The 19,443-nt window shown below is 40.9% G+C and carries 21 protein-coding genes and 1 rRNA gene; 2 read left to right on the top strand and 20 right to left on the bottom strand.

Going from position 1 to position 19,443, the window contains the following annotated elements:
* Positions 1-80: 80 nt before the first annotated feature.
* From ACHSBP_RS07830 to ACHSBP_RS07740, 19 genes are all read right to left on the bottom strand, one after another.
* Entirely contained in the window at positions 81-461 is a 381-nt protein-coding gene (locus ACHSBP_RS07830; protein ID WP_395388488.1) for a DUF6768 family protein, read from the bottom strand.
* 52 nt (positions 462-513) lie between these two features.
* Entirely contained in the window at positions 514-984 is a 471-nt protein-coding gene (locus ACHSBP_RS07825) for an RNA polymerase sigma factor (protein ID WP_395388487.1), read from the bottom strand.
* Between the two features lie 304 nt (positions 985-1,288).
* A complete protein-coding gene (locus ACHSBP_RS07820) occupies positions 1,289-1,543 on the bottom strand; it encodes a hypothetical protein (protein ID WP_395388486.1) in 255 nt (84 codons plus the stop codon).
* 9 nt (positions 1,544-1,552) lie between these two features.
* Entirely contained in the window at positions 1,553-2,260 is a 708-nt protein-coding gene (locus ACHSBP_RS07815; protein WP_395388485.1) for a hypothetical protein, read from the bottom strand.
* A 348-nt stretch (positions 2,261-2,608) separates the two neighbouring features.
* Positions 2,609-2,851, bottom strand: coding sequence for a 30S ribosomal protein S17 (gene rpsQ / locus ACHSBP_RS07810; RefSeq protein WP_010561264.1), 243 nt, complete (start codon positions 2,849-2,851; stop codon positions 2,609-2,611).
* Complete coding sequence (gene rpmC / locus ACHSBP_RS07805; protein WP_010561265.1) at positions 2,851-3,042, bottom strand: 50S ribosomal protein L29; 192 nt, start codon at positions 3,040-3,042, stop codon at positions 2,851-2,853. Before rpmC ends, rpsQ begins: the two co-directional genes overlap by 1 nt.
* Complete coding sequence (rplP, locus tag ACHSBP_RS07800) at positions 3,042-3,455, bottom strand: 50S ribosomal protein L16 (protein WP_010561266.1); 414 nt, start codon at positions 3,453-3,455, stop codon at positions 3,042-3,044. The genes rpmC and rplP overlap by 1 nt, the downstream gene beginning before the upstream one ends.
* A 13-nt stretch (positions 3,456-3,468) precedes the next feature.
* Positions 3,469-4,167, bottom strand: coding sequence for a 30S ribosomal protein S3 (rpsC, locus tag ACHSBP_RS07795; protein WP_010561267.1), 699 nt, complete (start codon positions 4,165-4,167; stop codon positions 3,469-3,471).
* A gap of 11 nt (positions 4,168-4,178) precedes the next feature.
* Positions 4,179-4,511: a 50S ribosomal protein L22 gene (gene rplV / locus ACHSBP_RS07790; protein WP_010561268.1), complete on the bottom strand. Its 333-nt coding sequence runs from the start codon at positions 4,509-4,511 to the stop codon at positions 4,179-4,181.
* 12 nt (positions 4,512-4,523) lie between these two features.
* Complete coding sequence (gene rpsS, locus ACHSBP_RS07785) at positions 4,524-4,802, bottom strand: 30S ribosomal protein S19 (protein WP_010561269.1); 279 nt, start codon at positions 4,800-4,802, stop codon at positions 4,524-4,526.
* A gap of 16 nt (positions 4,803-4,818) precedes the next feature.
* Entirely contained in the window at positions 4,819-5,643 is an 825-nt protein-coding gene (rplB, locus tag ACHSBP_RS07780; RefSeq protein ID WP_010561270.1) for a 50S ribosomal protein L2, read from the bottom strand.
* Positions 5,644-5,660: 17 nt separating this feature from the next.
* Positions 5,661-5,963 carry a 50S ribosomal protein L23 gene (gene rplW / locus ACHSBP_RS07775; protein ID WP_054979005.1) on the bottom strand — a complete coding sequence of 101 codons (303 nt, stop codon included), beginning with the start codon at positions 5,961-5,963 and terminating at the stop codon, positions 5,661-5,663.
* Positions 5,960-6,565, bottom strand: coding sequence for a 50S ribosomal protein L4 (gene rplD, locus ACHSBP_RS07770; RefSeq protein ID WP_010561272.1), 606 nt, complete (start codon positions 6,563-6,565; stop codon positions 5,960-5,962). Before rplD ends, rplW begins: the two co-directional genes overlap by 4 nt.
* Positions 6,566-6,582: 17 nt before the next feature.
* Positions 6,583-7,218, bottom strand: a complete 636-nt coding sequence (gene rplC / locus ACHSBP_RS07765; protein WP_010561273.1) for a 50S ribosomal protein L3 — start codon at positions 7,216-7,218, stop codon at positions 6,583-6,585.
* Between the two features lie 27 nt (positions 7,219-7,245).
* Entirely contained in the window at positions 7,246-7,557 is a 312-nt protein-coding gene (gene rpsJ / locus ACHSBP_RS07760; RefSeq protein WP_010561274.1) for a 30S ribosomal protein S10, read from the bottom strand.
* A gap of 738 nt (positions 7,558-8,295) precedes the next feature.
* Complete coding sequence (locus ACHSBP_RS07755) at positions 8,296-10,929, bottom strand: TonB-dependent siderophore receptor (protein WP_010561275.1); 2,634 nt, start codon at positions 10,927-10,929, stop codon at positions 8,296-8,298.
* Between the two features lie 298 nt (positions 10,930-11,227).
* Entirely contained in the window at positions 11,228-13,852 is a 2,625-nt protein-coding gene (locus tag ACHSBP_RS07750; protein WP_010561276.1) for a TonB-dependent siderophore receptor, read from the bottom strand.
* A gap of 235 nt (positions 13,853-14,087) precedes the next feature.
* A complete protein-coding gene (locus tag ACHSBP_RS07745) occupies positions 14,088-14,363 on the bottom strand; it encodes a hypothetical protein (RefSeq protein WP_010561277.1) in 276 nt (91 codons plus the stop codon).
* A 58-nt stretch (positions 14,364-14,421) separates the two neighbouring features.
* Entirely contained in the window at positions 14,422-17,343 is a 2,922-nt protein-coding gene (locus ACHSBP_RS07740) for a TonB-dependent receptor domain-containing protein (protein ID WP_395388483.1), read from the bottom strand.
* 321 nt (positions 17,344-17,664) lie between these two features.
* On the opposite strand from ACHSBP_RS07740, the gene ACHSBP_RS07735 reads away from it, so the two are divergent.
* Together ACHSBP_RS07735 and ACHSBP_RS07730 are read left to right on the top strand one after the other, a co-directional pair.
* Entirely contained in the window at positions 17,665-18,417 is a 753-nt protein-coding gene (locus ACHSBP_RS07735; protein WP_010561279.1) for a LytTR family DNA-binding domain-containing protein, read from the top strand.
* Between the two features lie 100 nt (positions 18,418-18,517).
* Complete coding sequence (locus tag ACHSBP_RS07730; RefSeq protein WP_395388482.1) at positions 18,518-18,907, top strand: hypothetical protein; 390 nt, start codon at positions 18,518-18,520, stop codon at positions 18,905-18,907.
* A gap of 423 nt (positions 18,908-19,330) precedes the next feature.
* On the opposite strand, the gene rrf is transcribed toward ACHSBP_RS07730, so the two are convergent.
* Positions 19,331-19,443: ribosomal RNA gene (rrf, locus tag ACHSBP_RS07725) — 5S ribosomal RNA — on the bottom strand; the annotation flags it as partial.

The following is a 19,443-nucleotide window of genomic DNA, read 5'->3' as shown; positions in this document are numbered from 1 at the left end:
TGTTATGACTGTAAAAACTGAAGAATAAATAGCAGCGCTTGCAGTAATATTAAAACAACGGTCTTTAGCTTCTCCATCAATTACTCCGACTTACTGGTTGCAACTTTTAAGTCATTAACCGCAACTTCAAGGCGCTTTATTTCACGCATTAAACTACTTCGATTCATTTCGTTATAAAGCCAACTTTTAGCTGCAATATGAAATTGAAAACTGAAAATTGCGAGTATTCCCCAAAACAATTGTGCATCGGCAGCTTGCGTAAAAAATTGATAGACAAGGTAAGCGAGCCCGAGAAAATTTATTAGTACTAAAACATTTACTAATATAAACCAGGGTCGCATCGCGCCTTTTAAACCCGCATTTAGCAATGCACCTAGCCCATTATTTTGTTCCGCCAAAATGCGGTCGATTTCAGCTGAATCTGCATCGAGTTGTTTAACAATTCTTTCATCAATATTCATCTTGCTTATCCTCTACACTCTTTTGTAACGCTTTTCTGGCACGATATAGCCTCTATTTAACAGTACCTAGCGGTACTTCTAATACCTCGGCTATTTGTATCAATTGCATTTCTTCCAAATAGAACAAATGTATAACCTGCTTATCTATATCTGGAAGTCGCTCTATCAAGGACCCGAGATCTAAGCTTTCAGGTTTAGTTAACGCGACAATATCAAGCACATCTATATCGTTTGCGATAGTCTCTTTATCTCGCTTTGCTGCGCGCATTAAGTCATATACGCTCCAGCGGACTGCTTTGAACAACCAACTTTTAAATGCTCTAGGGTCATTTAATTTGTGAAGATTATTAGCGATTTTTAACCATGCATTTTGCACCGCATCATGAACTATTTGCGGGTCGCTCGATAGTTTATACGCAAAGCGAGTTACGGCTTTTTGGTAGTGACGACACAGATAGGTGAACGCTTTAGTGTTCCCTGATTGAGCCGCTAAGACCAGTAACTCTTCCTGCGCTTGATACATTTACACTTCCAAAGTAGATTGTTTGATTATCAAGACGTGAGCGCTCGAGCAAAGGTTCACGCAGATAGAATTAAATTTTCCCTTGAGGTACATAAATGACGATACACCAATTTTATTGTGCATGTGATCAGATATAACGCTAAATAAACATTTAGCTCGCAATTGACACTCATCCTACATAGATAAATGTAGCGCAATGAATAATATATTTAGTCAGCAAAATGGTGAGTGATTAATTGAATTGGTACTAAGTTTAGTAGGTATTTACATCAATCTTGAAAGTTAAATAAGGTTGTCGCTAAAGCTAATCAGGCTCTTTTACACCAAAGACGTCTAGTATGATCTCAAATACATTTTCAATTAGCGCCATTTGCAGCTCTGCCACCTGCATTTCTCTTTTCTCGTTTAAACACTCTTTATACTCGGCTTCTATTACTGCCATAGGCTGTGTTTGGTTTTGAAATGCATTTTCTCTACATTCTCTTATGTCACGCTGCTTCAAACCAGTTGAACAACCAGCACTTATTAGCAGCAAGAAAATACATACACAATTTTTCACGCGTATCCCTTATTTTTTCTTTAAATACTTATCCAACGAATTTTTCAGCAATATTTCATTATCTGATTTTTCACCCGGGCATGGAAAGCCAGATGATGATGGCATGTCCATACTACCCATTTCTGAACTACTATCAACAAGATAACACTTACCTTTATATTTTATTGTCTTACGGGATGAGGTTACACTTCCAGTAACAACTTCAGCTTGCCTATTTACTAGGTCTTGATATTTTTGCGACGGCTTAATTTTGACTTTAGGTTGGCTTATCTGGTTATTGAATTGTTGCGATTTAAAATAAGCTTGCTGTTCTTTTTCTATTACACTCTCAAGGCTCTTATAACGATTAAACTTTATCACTTTAGTCTTGGTTTCATTCGACTTTTTCTGAGTTTTAGGTGCGATTTCCAACGGTTTTTCAGTGCTTTTTGGGACTGGTAATTCAGCAACTGTTAGGGTTTTATTTTCCTGCCCAACAACTACTTTTTTTATAATTTTTTCAGGGACGTTTTGTTGTTTAGCTTCAGGCTTTTGCTCGTCTTTAGGTTTCACCATTTCAGCTAGTATTTTGCGCTGCTGCGCGACAGGTATGATATACGTTTTAAGAGACGCTGCCTGTGTTGAACTTGGCTGTTTGAATGTTTGAGTTACCAGTAAGTAGCCTAGAACAAAGTGTACGGTAATAGAGGTCAGCAATGCCATTTGCTTAGAACGCACAGCAACACCTTTTAAAAATTTATAATTATTATGAATATGTTAGGAGTCTTGCAAGGGGTTAAAGTTCAGTGAATAAAATCTAAACAATGTAAGAAATCGTAAGTTAGCAGCTACCAGTTGTTATTGTCACAAACTTACCCAAAGAGCCAGTTAATACTAAACATTGACGATTAGTAACTGTGGTGCCACCTTTAGGAGATGTCTTCTTATCATGCGTGTAGCTTAGTAGTGCACTAAATAAATTTACCGTAGATTGGCGGCTTCACTTACAGCTTAATTTGCTTTATTCCAAACGTAAAAAACCCCGACCTAGGCCGGGGTTTTTAGCGTTTACTTAATTAATAAAAATTAAGCAATAACGTCTACTAAAGTCCAAGATTTGTTCTTAGAAATAGGAGCACATTCACGAATAGTAACTGTGTTGCCTACTTTAGCAGTGTTGTTCTCATCGTGTGCGTGTAGCTTAGTAGTACGCTTGATGAATTTACCGTAGATTGGGTGCTTCACCTGACGTTCAATAGCAACAACGATAGACTTGTCCATCTTGTCACTAACTACGCGACCTTGTAGAGTACGGATTTTATCGCTCATTATGCACCTGCCTTCTGGTTGATAACCGTTTTAACACGCGCGATATCGCGACGTACTTTACGTAGTAAATGAGACTGAGCTAGCTGACCAGTGCTCGCTTGCATGCGCAGGTTAAACTGCTCACGAAGAAGCTCTAGAAGTTCAGTGTTTAGCTCTTCTACGCTCTTGTCTTTTAATTCGCTAGCTTTCATTACATTACCGTCCGAGTTACGAATGTTGTCTTGAATGGTAGTTTACGAGCTGCAAGGTCAAATGCTTCACGAGCAAGCTCTTCAGAAACACCTTCCATTTCGTAAAGTACTTTACCAGGCTGAATTTCAGCAACCCAGTATTCTACGCTACCTTTACCTTTACCCATACGAACTTCAAGCGGTTTGTTTGTAATTGGCTTATCTGGGAACACACGGATCCAGATTTTACCTTGACGCTTGATGTGACGAGTCATAGCACGACGAGCTGCTTCGATTTGACGAGCAGTCATACGGCCACGGCCAGTCGCTTTAAGGCCGAATGAGCCGAAGCTAACTTTGTTACCGTTTTGCGCTAAACCGCGGTTGCGGCCTTTGTGCATTTTACGGAATTTTGTACGTTTTGGCTGTAACATTGATCGCTACCCCTTACTTAGCTTTACGAGCTTTTTTCGGTGCACGCTTAGCTGGCTTCTCAGCTTCTTGTTTCAGTGGAAGACCACCGATAACTTCGCCTTTGAAGATCCAAACTTTAACACCGATGATGCCGTAAGTAGTTAAAGCTTCTGAAGTTGCGTAATCGATATCAGCACGTAGAGTGTGTAGAGGTACACGACCTTCACGGTACCACTCAGAACGTGCGATTTCAGCGCCGCCTAAACGACCGCTAACTTCAACCTTAATACCTTTAGCGCCTAGACGCATTGCGTTTTGTACCGCGCGCTTCATAGCACGACGGAACATTACACGGCGCTCAAGCTGTGAAGAGATGCTGTCAGCTACAAGCTGTGCGTCTAACTCTGGCTTACGAACTTCAGAAATATTGATCTGAGCCGGAACACCTGCAAGTTTAGTCACTGCTTGACGTAGCTTCTCAACGTCTTCGCCTTTTTTACCGATAACAACACCAGGACGAGCTGTGTGGATTGTTACACGGATTGATTTCGCTGGACGTTCGATAACGATTTTAGACACAGAAGCCGCTTTTAATTCCTTTGTAAGGAAAGTACGAACTTTGTGATCGCCAAATAGCGTCTCAGAGTAGTCTTTTGTATTCGCGTACCAAGTAGATACCCAAGGTTTTGAGATACCTAGGCGAATACCAGTAGGGTGTACTTTTTGTCCCATTAGTTAATCTCCTAGTTATCTGAAACCACAACAGTGATGTGGCTAGTACGCTTAAGGATGCGATCCGCACGACCTTTAGCACGTGGACGAATACGTTTCATTGTAGGACCTTCGTCTACAAAAACTTTCGCCACTTTAAGCTCATCAATGTCAGCACCTTCGTTATGCTCTGCATTCGCAATAGCAGACTCTAGTACTTTCTTAACTAAAACAGCCGCTGATTTCGGGCTGTACGCCAGTATTTCTAGCGCGCGATCAACAGGTAGTCCACGGACTTGATCTGCAACTAAACGTGCTTTTTGCGCTGAACCAGAGGCGAATTTGTGTTTAGCTAATGCTTCCATCATATTCCCCTATTAACGCTTTTTAGCTTTCTTATCAGCAGCGTGGCCGCGATAAGTACGTGTAGGTGCAAATTCACCTAGTTTGTGACCGATCATTTCGTCCGAAACAAATACAGGGACGTGCTGACGACCATTATGGACAGCGATGGTCAATCCGATCATATTAGGGATGATCATTGAACGACGGCTCCAAGTCTTTATAGGCTTCTTGTCACCGCTTTCCAACGCCTTCTCTACCTTCTTCAGCAAGTGTAGGTCAATAAAAGGACCCTTCTTGAGAGAACGTGGCATGGCAATTCCTCAACTATTACTTAGTACGACGACGTACGATAAATTTATCAGTACGCTTGTTCTTACGTGTCTTAGCACCTTTGGTAGGCTTACCCCATGGAGACACAGGATGACGACCACCAGAAGTACGACCTTCACCACCACCGTGTGGGTGGTCTACTGGGTTCATGGCAACACCACGAACTGTAGGACGAACACCACGCCAACGGTTAGCACCAGCTTTACCTAGTGAACGAAGCATGTGTTCTGCGTTACCTACTTCACCTAAAGTTGCGCGACAATCCGCTTCAACTTTACGCATCTCGCCTGAACGTAGACGAAGTGTTACGTACTGACCTTCACGAGCAAGGATCTGAACGTATGCACCCGCTGAACGAGCGATTTGAGCACCTTTACCAGGCTTAAGCTCAACGTTGTGAACAGTAGAACCTACAGGCATGTTACGCATTGGCAATGTGTTACCAACCTTGATTGGTGCATCAACACCAGATTGGATTGAATCACCAGCTTTAAGGCCCTTAGGTGCGATGATGTAACGACGCTCACCGTCTGCATATAATACAAGAGCGATGTTTGCGCTACGGTTTGGATCGTATTCTAAACGCTCAACTTTAGCCGGAATACCGTCTTTAGTGCGTTTGAAATCGATTACACGGTAATGGTGCTTATGACCACCACCAATGTGACGAACCGTGATACGACCGTTGTTGTTACGACCACCTGATTTAGAGTTTTTCTCTAGTAGCGGAGCGTATGGCTTACCCTTGTGTAGATCAGGGTTAACCACTTTAACGACGTGACGACGACCCGCAGAAGTTGGTTTACACTTTTGAAGTGCCATAATTCTAACTCCTTAAATTACTCGGCGCCGCCGACAAAGTCTAATTCGCTGCCTTCTTTAAGAGTAACGTAAGCTTTTTTCCAATCAGAACGCTGACCGAAACGCATACCAGTGCGCTTTTTCTTACCCTTAACAACAAGCGAACGAACACCCGTTACTTCAACTTCGAAAAGTTTTTCTACAGCTGCTTTAATTTCAGCTTTAGTTGCATCTTTAGCTACTTTGAACACAATAGTGTTGCTAGTTTCAGCATTGATAGTACTTTTCTCAGAGATGTGCGGAGCACGTAGAACTTTTAATAAACGTTCTTCAGAGATCATGCTAATGCCTCCTCAAGTTGCTTAACAGCTGCAGCTGTAATAAGAACCTTATCGAAAGCAATTAAGCTTACTGGGTCAATGCCCGCAACGTCACGTACGTCTACTTTATATAGGTTACGTGCAGATAAGAATAGGTTCTCATCAACTTCTTCAGTTACGATTAGAACATCTTTAAGCTCTAGCTCTTTAAGCTTGCTTACTAGTTCTTTAGTCTTTGGTGCTTCTAGACCAAAGTTTTCAACAACTACTAAACGCTCTTGACGAACTAGTTCAGATAGGATGCTTTGAATCGCACCGCGATACATCTTACGGTTAACTTTTTGGCTGTGATCTTGCGGCTTAGCTGCAAAGCTCACACCACCGCTGCGCCAGATTGGGCTGCGGATTGTACCAGCACGTGCACGGCCAGTACCTTTTTGACGAAATGGTTTCTTACCGCCACCACTTACTTCAGAACGTGTCTTCTGAGCTTTAGTACCTTGACGAGCACCTGCTGCGTAAGCAACAACTACTTGGTGTACTAATGCTTCGTTAAACTCACGACCAAAAGTAGCTTCGGAAACCTCAAGAGCGCCTGATGCGTCTTTTAACGTTAATTCCATCACTAAATCTCCAGGACTTAAGCTTTAACAGCTGGTTTAACGATTACGTCGCCATTTACTGCGCCAGGTACTGCACCTTTAACAAGTAATAGACCACGTTCTGCGTCAACACGAACAACTTCTAGGTTTTGAGTCGTTACACGCTCAGCACCCATGTGACCGGCCATTTTCTTACCTTTAAATACTTTACCAGGTGATTGGTTTTGACCAATTGAACCCGGAGCACGGTGAGATAATGAGTTACCGTGAGTAGCGTCTTGCATGCTGAAGTTCCAGCGCTTAACACCACCTTGGAAGCCTTTACCTTTAGAAGTACCAGTTACGTCAACTTTCTTAACGTCGTTGAATACTTCAACAGTAATTTCGTTACCAACTTCGAAGTCACCTTCGTCGCCAGATAGACGGAATTCCCACAGACCACGACCAGCCTCAACACCAGCTTTAGCGAAGTGACCCGCTTCTGGTTTGTTTACACGGCTAGCTTTCTTCTCGCCTGCAGTCACTTGAAGCGCGTTATAACCGTCAGTAGCTTCAGATTTAACCTGAGTTACACGGTTTGGCGTCGCTTCGATAACGGTTACTGGGATTGAAACGCCATCTTCAGTGAAGATACGAGTCATGCCCACTTTACGACCGATTAGACCTAATGCCATTTTCCTAAAACCTCTCTAATCTTCCGATTAACCCAGGCTGATTTGAACATCAACACCAGCAGCAAGGTCTAAACGCATTAGTGCGTCTACAGTCTTGTCAGTTGGCTCTACGATGTCGATCAGACGTTTGTGGGTGCGGATTTCGTACTGATCACGCGCGTCTTTGTTAACGTGCGGAGAAACAAGTACAGTGAAACGCTCTTTGCGTGTAGGAAGTGGGATTGGACCACGAACCTGTGCACCAGTGCGCTTAGCAGTTTCCACGATTTCCAAAGTTGATTGGTCAATCAAACGATGGTCAAAAGCTTTTAGGCGAATACGAATGCGTTGATTAGACATTCAATTAAACCTCAATAAAAAGAGCATTTTAAAAAGAGCATAAAAAAACCGTCAACTCATCCAAAAATTGGAAAGCGACAATCTTCTTATATCTTACCTTTGAACTCCAAATCGGAGTTCCTGTTCATGGGCTTGAAATCCAAGCCTCTATATTTAACTTTCAAAGTTTGCAAGCGAACTCACAATTTTGAAAGTTTGCGTATTATAGTGATGTTGATGATAAATGCAACAATTTTTTTGGGCAGAGTTTAGGATTTAGGATTTAGGATTTAGGATTTAGGATTTAGGATTTAGGATTTAGGATTTAGGATTTAGGATTTAGGATTTAGGATTTAGCAGATATTCTGAAGTCTAGAATCTTAACACTCAAGTCTCTTTGTGGGGAAAATAAAATGGGGGGTGGATAAATCCCCCATTTGGTCCAAAGAAAATCGCAATGTTAAATATCAATGCGATGAGCTTAGACTACTGACTGAGCGCCCTATTCTCTAGACTAAAGTGATAATACGAACATATTTGGTGATAAACGGCGAAACTATTACAATTTGACATGAAATTCTTATCTATCATCGATGATAAGATTACTCATTTGTAACGAATAGCCACAAGACAAATTGCTCTTACATTTTTCTATCAAGAACTTTAGCTTGAGATAATATCTGGAAACCCTAATTACTCATAAACTAAAACAAAAAAATAGGAGCCTAAGGCTCCTATTTTTCGCTATGCTAATTTCTATTAGAACGCAATAGAGTAGTTTGCATATACAACACGGCCAATGATGTCATGGAATGAATCATTGAAACCATCACGTAGCTCATCATTTAAGTCAGCAATGTTATCAGTTAAGTTACGAGCACCTACTGTAAGCTTGCCATACTGATCCGTAGTGTATGATGCAGATAGGTCAATAGTGTTCCAGCTTGAGAAGTCTTGACGCTCGATATTTGCTAATTCATCTTCAGGTGATTCACCTTTAAATGCTGCTGTATAACGATATGTAAGATTTGCGTCAAAATCACCTATGCTATAACCGAAACCAGTGTTGAAACGGTACTCAGGAGTATCTTGATAACCAACTTCATCAAAACGAGGAGCAGTTGGTGTATCTTGTGTTTCATACTCTAGGGTATATGAACCTTCAAAGCTGTAGCGAAGTTCACCAAAGTCACCTAAGTCAAATCGACTTTTTACACTTAAATCAATACCACTTGTAGTAATACCCGCCATGTTAATCGAGCTAGTGTTAACATTTGTTAAAGTACCATCAGCATCACGTGTAATATTAATACGGTTAGGATCAAAATTATCAAGTAAACCAGCCGCTTCTAAATCAACAACTGATTGTGCGCTAAGAAACTGTACCTGCTCATTGATTTCAATGTTGTAGTAATCCACTGTCATTGATGTACCATCAAAAATATCCCAAACTAAACCTATTGAGTACTGATCAGATTCTTCAGGATTTAGCCCCTCATTACCAGCGCTACGACGTTCAATCTGTTGAGGCTCACACACGTCTGCATCTTCACGATCAGGTGGCGGAAGAGCTTGACAGCGAGTGGTATCAATTACGCGGTTGAAGCTTAACGCTTCGTCACCAAGTAAATCATCTAAGCTTGGCGCTCGGAAGCCTTGACCATAAGACGCGCGAAGAACTAGGTTATCAAGCGCTTGATAACGCGCGTTTATCGCTGATGATAATTTACCTTTATCTGGCACGCTATATTGGTCGTAACGTGTTGCAAGTTTAAGGGTTAAGCTTTCCAACACAGGTAGGTCTACTTCAGCAAATGCCGCTTTATAGCTTCGCTCACCTGCACTATCACCACCAAACGCACCCAATACATCCCCATTTGCAGTCTGTCGATCCATTTTATCTACATATGTATCATCACGATATTCAGCACCCACAGAGTAAGCAAGTGTGCCGCCGCCAAGCTCAAGATTTGTATCAGATGCCCAACTAATCAATGCCGCTTTTGATACAGTTTCTGCTTCACGCGTGAATGTATGCTGGAAACTAGCCATATCATCTGCTGAAGCATTACCACCAAGAGCAAACGGATTCCAAAGACCTTCATTTACAGCTTCTCTAAATTTATCTTCAAAAACGTAGTGCTCAGTTTTGATATTAACTTTTTGCGTACTGTGTTGTAGATCAACCTTAAGTGACCCCATATCAGTGTTGTAAGTTAGTGACGTTGAGAAGTCTAACACGTTACTATCAAACGTAGTTTCACGATCAGCAGCACCAACCATACGAGTCCAGTATTCTATACGCTGCGGGTTTGCAGTACCGAAAGTAGGGTTGTTCGGATTGTCTGCTTCCATATAAAATGGATCATTACCAAAGCCTGTATTAATACTGGTTGATGCTGTTTCAGAGCTGTCAAAAAGTACCATTACTTGTGAATCCCAGACTAGGTTATCAGTAATGTCGTAACCTAAATGACCAAAGATTGAATCTTTCTTACGGTCAGGTAAAAAATCTTTCCCATCTAGGTAATTGAAGCCGCATCGCTTATCGTCTTCACCACGATCCACAATCATATCTGCAGGACAATCTGGACCTGGCATACGCGCACCAATAGCATTACCTTCGTCATCCACAGGGCGATACGTACCATATGGAGAATAAATAGTTGAACGGTTGTAACCAGTTTCCCAATCAGCTTCTAATTGAGGTCGGCCACTGCCACCACCAGCTAAACCTTCCCACTGCTTATGCTCCATAACAACTGTTGAGCGAGCTCGCTCACCTTGCGAACCGAATGTAAGTGAAACGCCTGCTTCATCACGTTGACCACGTGTTGGGTTTGCAAATGAACCTTTAACTAATAACCCTTCAAAGTCTTTTTTAAGAACAATATTAATTACGCCACCAATTGCATCTGAACCATAAATAGCCGATGCGCCATCGCGTAGAATATCGATACGTTCAACAGCTTCAATTGGCACAAAGTTCAGGTTCGTACTTGTACCACCGAATGTTGCAGAAGGTGCGATGCGACGACCATTGATAAGTGTTAGTGTTCTGGCCGAGCCTAAACCACGCATACCTGAACTTGAGTGGTTTTGTGCCGAACTACCGCCCGCACTTACAAAGCTACCTTGTGTGTTATACGGCATTTGCGCAATAACTGCTGATAAATCAGTTAAGCCTGTTGCTGCAATATCTGCTGATGTAAGGGTTGTAACAGGAAGTGCCGATTCCATGTCTGTTCTTTGTATACGTGAACCTGTTACTTCAATTCGCTCTACTTCTTCTGATGATGCGTTTTCTTCTGCTGCATTTACTGAAAAGTTGATAGACGATAGTAGTGCCGAGGTAATAGCTACCTTTAACACTGACTTGTTAAATTTTTTCATTTATTTTATCTCCCTGGAATAATATTGCGCTAAACTAGTTAAACGCAGACCTCAACCTAATTACATTAAGCAGGTATTTCCATTTGTATTATTCAAGAGGATCCAATTTGAGGATAAGCGGCGAGAGTTGAATTCAAAAACTATAAACCTGAAATATAAAGAAACACGTATTAACTTTCTGTTGATTAATATTTAAAGATTCACACCAGCAATACTTGAAATAGTAAATTAATCCCTTAATTTAAGACATAAAAAAGCCAACGACAATGTCGCTGGCTTTGAGTTACTAAACTACTAATTAAAATGAATATTTAACGCCGAGTGTAAATACTCGTCCATCAAGTGAATATAAATCTCGTGAAGTTGCTGCAGAGTCCTGCACCCAACCACCTACAGTATCAATTGCCGGATCTTCGTCTGTTAAGTTACGTACACCAAAAGCAAGGTCTAACCCATCCATCGCAGAATAAATAGCATTAATTGAATGAGTATCCCACGCTTCAAACTTACCGCCTGTGTCCGAGTCTGTTTCAGCAATCCACTGGTACATATAATTCACGCGTAAGTCGCCAATTTCATATAAGAAATTGAAATTAGCACGATTTGCTGGATAACCTTGTGTACCTGGTTGATCAAATAATACACCTAAGATTTCTTCTTCATAAGTTGCAATATGAGACCATTGTAGTTCAGGTCTAAAATCACCAAAGCTGGTTTCATGCAAATACTGGATCTTTAAATCAACACCTTCAACAGTTCGTGATGCAAGGTTAGCAACAGGATTAATTAGGCCACAATCTGGGTATTTTTTAACTGCGCATCGCGTTATCGCTCCTGGTATACCATTTTGCGAAGGAGCACGATTAACAATTACACCTGCAGGAAGATTGTTCGCTTGCTCAAGCTCAAATACATCTTTAAATTCAATTTGAGTAACAACATCTTCAAGCTCAACACTATAGTAATCAGCTGTAATTAAGAAGTTATCTACCGGTTCTAAAATGATACCAAAGTTATATGATTCTGAAGTTTCAGCTTTCAAGTCTGGGTTGCCCGCTGAATATGTCTCTTGCTGACCTGCTGGGCAATCTTTATCTGCGATACCTTGTGCACGACAACGAGTCGTATCAACGATACCATCAAAACTCTGTTGTGGTTGCGCATATAAATCCGTTAGATTTGGTGCTTTAAAACCTTGACCATATGAAGCTCGTAATTTAAGCCAGTCAGTCGCAACATAAGATGCTGAAATTGATGGTGAGACTTCTGAGCCAAAATCATCATAGTCATCATAACGCACCGCCATATTAATATCTAAACCTTCAATAATCGGTACATAAAGTTCGCCAAATACTGCGGAACGTTTACGCTCACCAGCCGCGCTGTTACCTGATGAACCTAATACATTGCGTGCTTCGCGATATGCATCATAAATATCTTTATAATCTTCACTTACATATTCTGCACCAGCAGACCATTGAAGCCCGTCGCCACCTAATCCAAGTTCAATATCCGTTGAACCATTCAACACAACTTGGAATGAAGATGTTTCATTGCCTAGGTCACGAGATAGCGTAGCGTTACTATTTGCAATAGCAGCTTTATGCTCAGAATCTTCAGAATATGGGTCTAAGTAATTATATGCCCCACTAGCCACTAACGCTTCTATGTTAGATTTTAGAATGTAATTTTCGCCTCGGCTATTCGCATCGTATCGGTATTTACGGAAACTAACATCATATTCAATATCAGTTGAGCCTATAACACCATTAAAGCCAAGTACTGCATCAATTTCAGTCGCATCAATGCTATCGTTTCGAGTTCCGTGGCCTTTAAATCGGTGATAAAGAATAAAGTTTTCACCTACTGGATTAATAGGTGCGTCTGCCGAAACAGAGAAACCACCAATGGCTGGTGCAAAACGACCATATGACTCAACTTTAGAAATTCGACTCTCAAAATAGATCTGATGGTCATCACCAAGCTCTCTTCTAGCATCAACAAACGTAGAAAAGCGCTCAACATCCATTGTGTTATACGACACTTCACTAAAGATATAGCCACAACCTTCACCAGCGTAACCGAAAGGGTCGCGAACTAGTAACGAGGTATCATCATTACACGGGCCTACAGCGAAACCTTCTGTAAAGTCTAAATCAAAGCCGGTATTACCCCCAGCATTTGCACCGGTAATATCGATACCATCACGCGGGATACCAGTGCCAGTTTGCACAAAACCTGTATAGTCACGATCTTTATCTGCGATATGATCTTTCTTCGAATACTCAAACGAGAAAAGAACGCTTGAAACATCACTTGAAGTACCTGTAGTGATCTTGAAAGATTCTCTATCACCACCGTCTTGACTAGGAATATCACTGTTGTATTCAACAACTGTGCCATCGAAGTTTTTCTTCATAATGATGTTAATAACACCACCAATCGCATCCGCACCATAAACAGCAGATGCACTATCTGTAAGAATTTGAATACTTTCAACCGCAGACATTGGGATTGTGTTGATATCAACCGCCGAACTGCCAGTGAAAGCATTGCCCGGCACACGGCGACCATTTATTAGTACAGCAGTACGATCTTCACCTAAACCTCTAAGGTTAACTAGCGCGGCACCGCCAAAACTGCTACCCGATTGTTCGCGGTAAGAACCTAACGTGTTAAATGATGTATTTCGTAAAACGTCAGCTACACTATCAAAACCTTGTTCTTTAATAGATTCTGCTGAAATTACTGTGACTGGTGTGGCTGTTTCAAGGTCTGAACGTTTAATACGTGAACCTGTAATTTCAATACGCTCTACGTCTTCAGCTGAACGTTCTTCAGCTGCATTTGCATTTAAGTTAACCCCTGTTAACAACGCGGATGTCATTGCTATTTTTAGCGCTGACTTTTTAAATGTATTCATTATTATAATCTCCCTGGAAAAATTGCGCGACTTAGTCAAACGCAAATTGCAACCTAATTACATTGGAAGACTATTGCTATTTATATTACTTTAAAGGAATGAAGTAAGTGGTAAACGGCTCAAGGTTAGTTATAAAGCCATAAGCCGGAAACAAAAAGATACAAATATTTACTTTCTAGTGTTCTGTATATAGAAAAAGTTGGGGCTGCTCTTGCTGAATGAAGCTCTTTAGCATTTACTGCCCACGCGTAATCTCTGGTTTGTTCAACCGCTTAAGTGTATTTTGCGCAACTTCTTCATCACGCTTAATTTGCTCAATTGTACGACACACTTTAGTTTTTCGATTGCTACCTGTGCGAGACATTATTTCACATCTCACTCCATTAACGTCGTTATCAGCTTGTTTTTTCTGTACACTAGCAACTTGATCTCGCTTAAACATATCTTGTGACGATTCACAACCGACTATGAATAACAGTGAAACACTCAAAATTATTAGAGATTTATACATTTTATTGTCCTTAAATAAAAAAGGGGTGATTAAACACCCCTACCAGGGTTATAGTCCGTTAAAAGCTAACAACAGCACGTAAGTACATATAACGGCCAATAATATCGTAAGTTGCGACGTCAGTATTTGCACCGAATGCCGAGAATACGAATGGCGGTTCTTCATCAAATAAGTTATCAATACCAGCAGTAACTGTTAAGTGATCTGTCACTAAATAACTACCCTGTAAATCAACGACTACATTTGATTCAACATTACGGTCAAATCCATCTTCAGCAGTCCACCAACCTTTTTCTGTTTCAGTAACGCCATCAATGTAACGGGTAGTAAGTGTTGCATCCCAATCATCTTTTGACCAACCTACTGTAAAGTTAGTTTTTAATTCTGCAAAGTGACCATCGTGGTCTACTTCAAAACGGCCAACATGATCAATTGTTTCAGATGCTAAGTGCTTATCGTATTCTAGTAAGTAAGTACCATCTAGTGACAGGCGCCACTCGCCAAAGTTTGAATCAAAAGTATAGCGAATATCAAAGTCAATACCTGCAGTATCGATACCACCTACGTTTACCGCATAATCATCAACCGTAATAATACCGCCATATGCAGCACTGTCTGGACCAAATCGGGTAATACGGTCACAGTATTCGCCTTGCTTAAAACACCCTGATAAAGCACTTTGAGTACCTACTGTAGATAGCGCATTATCAAGTTGAATTTCCCAGTAATCGACACTGAAAGAAAGGTTTTCAATAAAGTCAGGTGTGTACACCATACCTACAGTTAAAACATCAGCTTCCTCTGGCTCTAATTCAATTGTTCCTCCCCAGTTTGATGCTCCACCTGTGTTTGAAGGGATTTGTTCAACACCATCGGAGTTATAACCGTCAGCTGGAACACCAGTAGATAAACAATTAGCCCAATTAGGCGAGTTCTTTACTTCGTTATATCTATCTTCATCTAACTTACCCTCAGAGTCACGATAGGCGCTAGCATCACATTCATCTACAGCCTCAGGAAACCCAATAGCTGCACCGCCTACTAAGTCATCAATTGTTGGTGCACGGAACGCAGTTGACACCGTTGAGCGCAGAAGTAGTGCATCTGTTGGCATCCATTTCAATCCGATTTTACCTGATGTGTTATCACCAAACGAGCTGTAATCAGAATAACGGAACGCAGCACTTAACTCGAGCATATGAGCAAATGTTGCTTCATCTAGAATTGGAACAATTACTTCACCAAACACTTCTTGTACATCATATCCACCTACCGTACTTACTGCGTTACCAGCGGTAGTTGTACCTTGAAGGATTAGCGAGTCAGGTTTGTAATAGCCTGATTCTTTGCGGTATTCATATCCCGCTGCAAACCCTACAGGGCCCGCTGGTAAATCAAATAAGTCACCAGAAACAATAGCAGAAAGAGTCTCTTGGCGGTTTTGACCTAACTCTGTTGTGTTATAGTCTCCCGAAATATACTGTAACATTTCAGGTGTAATTGCAGTATCAGTACCAGGTTGGCCAAATATGTTAAGTGGAACACACCCATCAATTACAGCACCTTCAGCATTCAAACATACAAGCTGAGCGCCATTCGCAGCATCTACAATTGCGTTACCGTCAGCATCGGTAATAAGTGACCCGTTTGCATCTAACCAACCTGTTGGACCTGCAGCATCACCTACTCGAGCTAGGTTGAAATAGCCTTCAGCACGCTCTGTTGCGTCACTTTGACCGAAATTATACGAGATCTCCCAATCCCAGCCATTTTCAAATACACCATTAAAACCTACTACAGTTCTAAATGTCTTGTAATCTCGTTCATTTTTACGACCGCCCGTTTCTAGCATACGGCGACGCCAATCATCTATCTGGAATGAATTACCGTCTGGATCTTTCGGACCATATTTTACGTTGTAATAGTTGTCTGGCGAATACGGTGCTGCAGTACCGAAGAAAATAAGTGGTGCTAATGGCTCAGGTGCAATTAAGCGTTTACCGACCGTTTGTACATAACTCATCTCCGCAAATGAGTTTACTTCACCTAAAACACCAAACTCACCTAGCAAGTAGTTTGCAAACACATTCACATATTTACGTTTACTTGGAGTTTGTAGATAATTCACTGGGTTATAGTTATATGAATCTGTCGCCCCATCATAAGGGCGCCAATCACCAAACTCAGGCCCTTGTGTTACATTGCCACCATCGTAACCATCCATATTGCTCCAAGGTGGCGCAGATGAACCGCCTCGCTCAGTGCTACCATCAGCATAGGCACGAAGTTCATACTCTGAAAAACTTCTGTCTCCCTGAAAGGCGTCACCTTGGTCGTTATAACCTAATGACACAACAACATTTCCGCGATCACTCGCTGTACCAAATGTTAAATCAACCCCTTTAGCTTCAGCATCACCTTCGCCACTTTGACCCGCGTTCAGTTTTAGTTCAAACCCTTCATAATCATTTCGCGTGATAATATTCACCACACCCGCGATCGCATCAGAACCGTAAGTAGCAGAAGCACCATCTTTCAAAACTTCTACACGCTTAACTACCGAAGTTGGAATAGTATTAAGGTCAACGGAAGCATTTGCGCCATTACCGCCAGCAACCACACGACGACCATTGATTAACACTAGTGTTCTTTCATCACCTATACCTCGCAATGAGAAACGCGTACTAGAATCACCGCCATTATTGGTCTGAGTATTGACCGCTGCGCCTGCAGATGAGGTTAAATTTTGCAGTAAGTCGCCAACGTTGTTAACACTCATTTTGCTAATTGCTGCTGCATCTATAGTCGTGACTGGGTTCGCACCTTCCATATCAGTTCGCTTAATACGTGAACCAGTAACTTCAATGCGTTCGACTTGGTTTTCCGCTGCCTCTTCAGCTGCATTAGCTGAAAAAGTAACGCCTGACAGTAGCGCTGTTGATACCGCTACTTTTAAGACTGACTTCTTAAATTGAGCCATATTAGATTCTCCCGGGAAATCTCATGTTATTATATTGTTGCTTTATTGTTTCAACCTAACTTTAACATCGTTTACAAAATAATAACAAGTATATTTAGTTACCACACCGAATACACAAGCGGCGCTAAAATCAATTTAAGCGGATTAGAATGTCGTTTTAGTTACAAAAATAAAAATAGTTTCACAAATACTTTACATCGCAAGGGTTACCTACTTAATAACCACTAACATTTTGTTACTCCTTGTTACCCAAAAAGACTAACACCATAGACAAATCAATGACAAAATGCACAGACCTTATAGTTAGAAGGAACTTGCGTAATGAGAAAGTTTAGTCTCGTTATTGCAGACGAAAAAGAAAGCAATAAGTCTGCACTAAAAACATTGTTAAAGGAGCACGAAAACTTTGAAGCAATTGCTTTGGCGTTTGACTGGTCTGAAGCAATCAGCATTGTAAACACAATGCAAGCTGACGTTCTTTTTATTAATCACAACTTGCTGCCTGATTTAGACGCGTTAGAAACATTAGCTCAAGAATGCCCTGACTATACACAGATCGTTTATCTTGGAGAATCAGAAGCTGAGGCAATTTACGCATTCGAACATGATTTTGCTGACTATCTTTTATTCCCATGCGATAGGAATCGATTTAGTAAGTGCATTAAAAAGCTTTCGTCACGACTCAATAACAACAAGCAACTCCCTTTTGAGAATATTCAAAGCTTAATTAATCAATTAAACTCGACTGATCAAACACTTATAGTAAAAGATTCTGGAAGAATTAAGTTGATCGATTGCAACGACATCGTCTGGGTTGGCGGCGCTGGTAACTATGTCGAACTATATTTAGTGAATGAAGAGCGCCCAACACTTCACAGAGAAACACTATCTGCTATGGAAACCAAACTAGCTGATTTAGGGTTTATACGCATTCATCGTAGTGTAATCGTCAGGAAAAAGTGTATTGCCGAACTCAAACCCACCGACAGTGGCGATTATCAGGTTACCTTGCGCAATGGCCATCAACTTAGCCTTTCAAGACGATATAAATCATCAATGACAGGCATCATCTAACAACTACGATATAATTCATGTGATAAGTGTTTGTATGATATAAATAGTTTGTTTGTGCTAGTATGAGTAAATAAAAGATAACTCGTATAAACACTTATCTATGAAATTTATTAAAATCTCACCGACGCTAACCTTAAGCATCTTGCTCTTTGGATGTCAATCAAATGACTTCAACACAGAGAGTAAAATTATTACCATTACTGATGCAGAAACTAAACTTCAGAAAGCTATTGAAGATAAATCATGTGATGCAAGCTATCAATGCCGTGTAATTTCTTATGGCGAACGCGCATGCGGTGGCCCAAGTCGCTTTGATATCTATTCAATTAAGACGAGCAAACAAGAAGACATTGAATTCTTGGCAACTGAAATTACATCCTTTGAACAAGCTTATAATCAAAAAAACAAAGCATTTTCTAGCTGTGAACATAATCCAGCACCTCAAACGCTTTGCTTGAACAAAAAGTGTGAAGTAATAGAAAGAGAATAATACAGCTCCCAAACCTAACGAAATCTTAATTTTTTAGATAAACCAATTACTCTTGATTAGGCACAGTCTATCAAACAGAAAACCCTTTATTTCTAATAAGCTAGTACCTGAAAACAGGTCTACTACGCTTCACAAACTAAGCTCTATTTATAGTTATACTTGTATTCCTTCCACAAATAGCTCATCAAACGATTCTAATGTACTTTAATGCACAAATACCATTAGCTTCGCGGATAGAGAACTTTTATCGACTTTACTTAATTAGACGAATTACAACCGACACGAAGTGTCGCAGTGTAATGAGGTGAGGTCATGGAAGACCGATGGAACCCAGCTTTATTGCTGAATTAAAGCGCTGTAAATTCATTAAACACTCAAACGCAAAAAGCCCGCTCATTGAGCGGGCTTTTTACTTAATTAGGAGCTTGGCGATGTTCTACTTTCACATGGGCGAACCCACACTATCATCGACGCTGTTTCGTTTCACTTCTGAGTTCGGCATGGGGTCAGGTGGTTCCAAAACGCTATAGTCACCA

It is taken from the genome of Pseudoalteromonas sp. XMcav1-K (genome assembly GCF_044005875.1).
GTDB classification, from domain to species: Bacteria; Pseudomonadota; Gammaproteobacteria; order Enterobacterales; family Alteromonadaceae; genus Pseudoalteromonas; species Pseudoalteromonas spongiae.
Note: the sequence above shows the minus strand (reverse complement) of the source record. Positions and strands in the feature narration are given on the sequence as shown.

Coding starts and splice junctions, on each gene's coding strand:
- ACHSBP_RS07830 (WP_395388488.1), bottom strand. CDS start 461: ATGAATATTGATGAAAGAATTGTTAAACAACTCGATGCAGATTCAGCT.
- ACHSBP_RS07825 (WP_395388487.1), bottom strand. CDS start 984: ATGTATCAAGCGCAGGAAGAGTTACTGGTCTTAGCGGCTCAATCAGGG.
- rpsQ (WP_010561264.1), bottom strand. CDS start 2,851: ATGAGCGATAAAATCCGTACTCTACAAGGTCGCGTAGTTAGTGACAAG.
- rpmC (WP_010561265.1), bottom strand. CDS start 3,042: ATGAAAGCTAGCGAATTAAAAGACAAGAGCGTAGAAGAGCTAAACACT.
- rplP (WP_010561266.1), bottom strand. CDS start 3,455: ATGTTACAGCCAAAACGTACAAAATTCCGTAAAATGCACAAAGGCCGC.
- rpsC (WP_010561267.1), bottom strand. CDS start 4,167: ATGGGACAAAAAGTACACCCTACTGGTATTCGCCTAGGTATCTCAAAA.
- rplV (WP_010561268.1), bottom strand. CDS start 4,511: ATGGAAGCATTAGCTAAACACAAATTCGCCTCTGGTTCAGCGCAAAAA.
- rpsS (WP_010561269.1), bottom strand. CDS start 4,802: ATGCCACGTTCTCTCAAGAAGGGTCCTTTTATTGACCTACACTTGCTG.
- rplB (WP_010561270.1), bottom strand. CDS start 5,643: ATGGCACTTCAAAAGTGTAAACCAACTTCTGCGGGTCGTCGTCACGTC.
- rplW (WP_054979005.1), bottom strand. CDS start 5,963: ATGATCTCTGAAGAACGTTTATTAAAAGTTCTACGTGCTCCGCACATC.
- rplD (WP_010561272.1), bottom strand. CDS start 6,565: ATGGAATTAACGTTAAAAGACGCATCAGGCGCTCTTGAGGTTTCCGAA.
- rplC (WP_010561273.1), bottom strand. CDS start 7,218: ATGGCATTAGGTCTAATCGGTCGTAAAGTGGGCATGACTCGTATCTTC.
- rpsJ (WP_010561274.1), bottom strand. CDS start 7,557: ATGTCTAATCAACGCATTCGTATTCGCCTAAAAGCTTTTGACCATCGT.
- ACHSBP_RS07755 (WP_010561275.1), bottom strand. CDS start 10,929: ATGAAAAAATTTAACAAGTCAGTGTTAAAGGTAGCTATTACCTCGGCA.
- ACHSBP_RS07750 (WP_010561276.1), bottom strand. CDS start 13,852: ATGAATACATTTAAAAAGTCAGCGCTAAAAATAGCAATGACATCCGCG.
- ACHSBP_RS07745 (WP_010561277.1), bottom strand. CDS start 14,363: ATGTATAAATCTCTAATAATTTTGAGTGTTTCACTGTTATTCATAGTC.
- ACHSBP_RS07740 (WP_395388483.1), bottom strand. CDS start 17,343: ATGGCTCAATTTAAGAAGTCAGTCTTAAAAGTAGCGGTATCAACAGCG.
- ACHSBP_RS07735 (WP_010561279.1), top strand. CDS start 17,665: ATGAGAAAGTTTAGTCTCGTTATTGCAGACGAAAAAGAAAGCAATAAG.
- ACHSBP_RS07730 (WP_395388482.1), top strand. CDS start 18,518: ATGAAATTTATTAAAATCTCACCGACGCTAACCTTAAGCATCTTGCTC.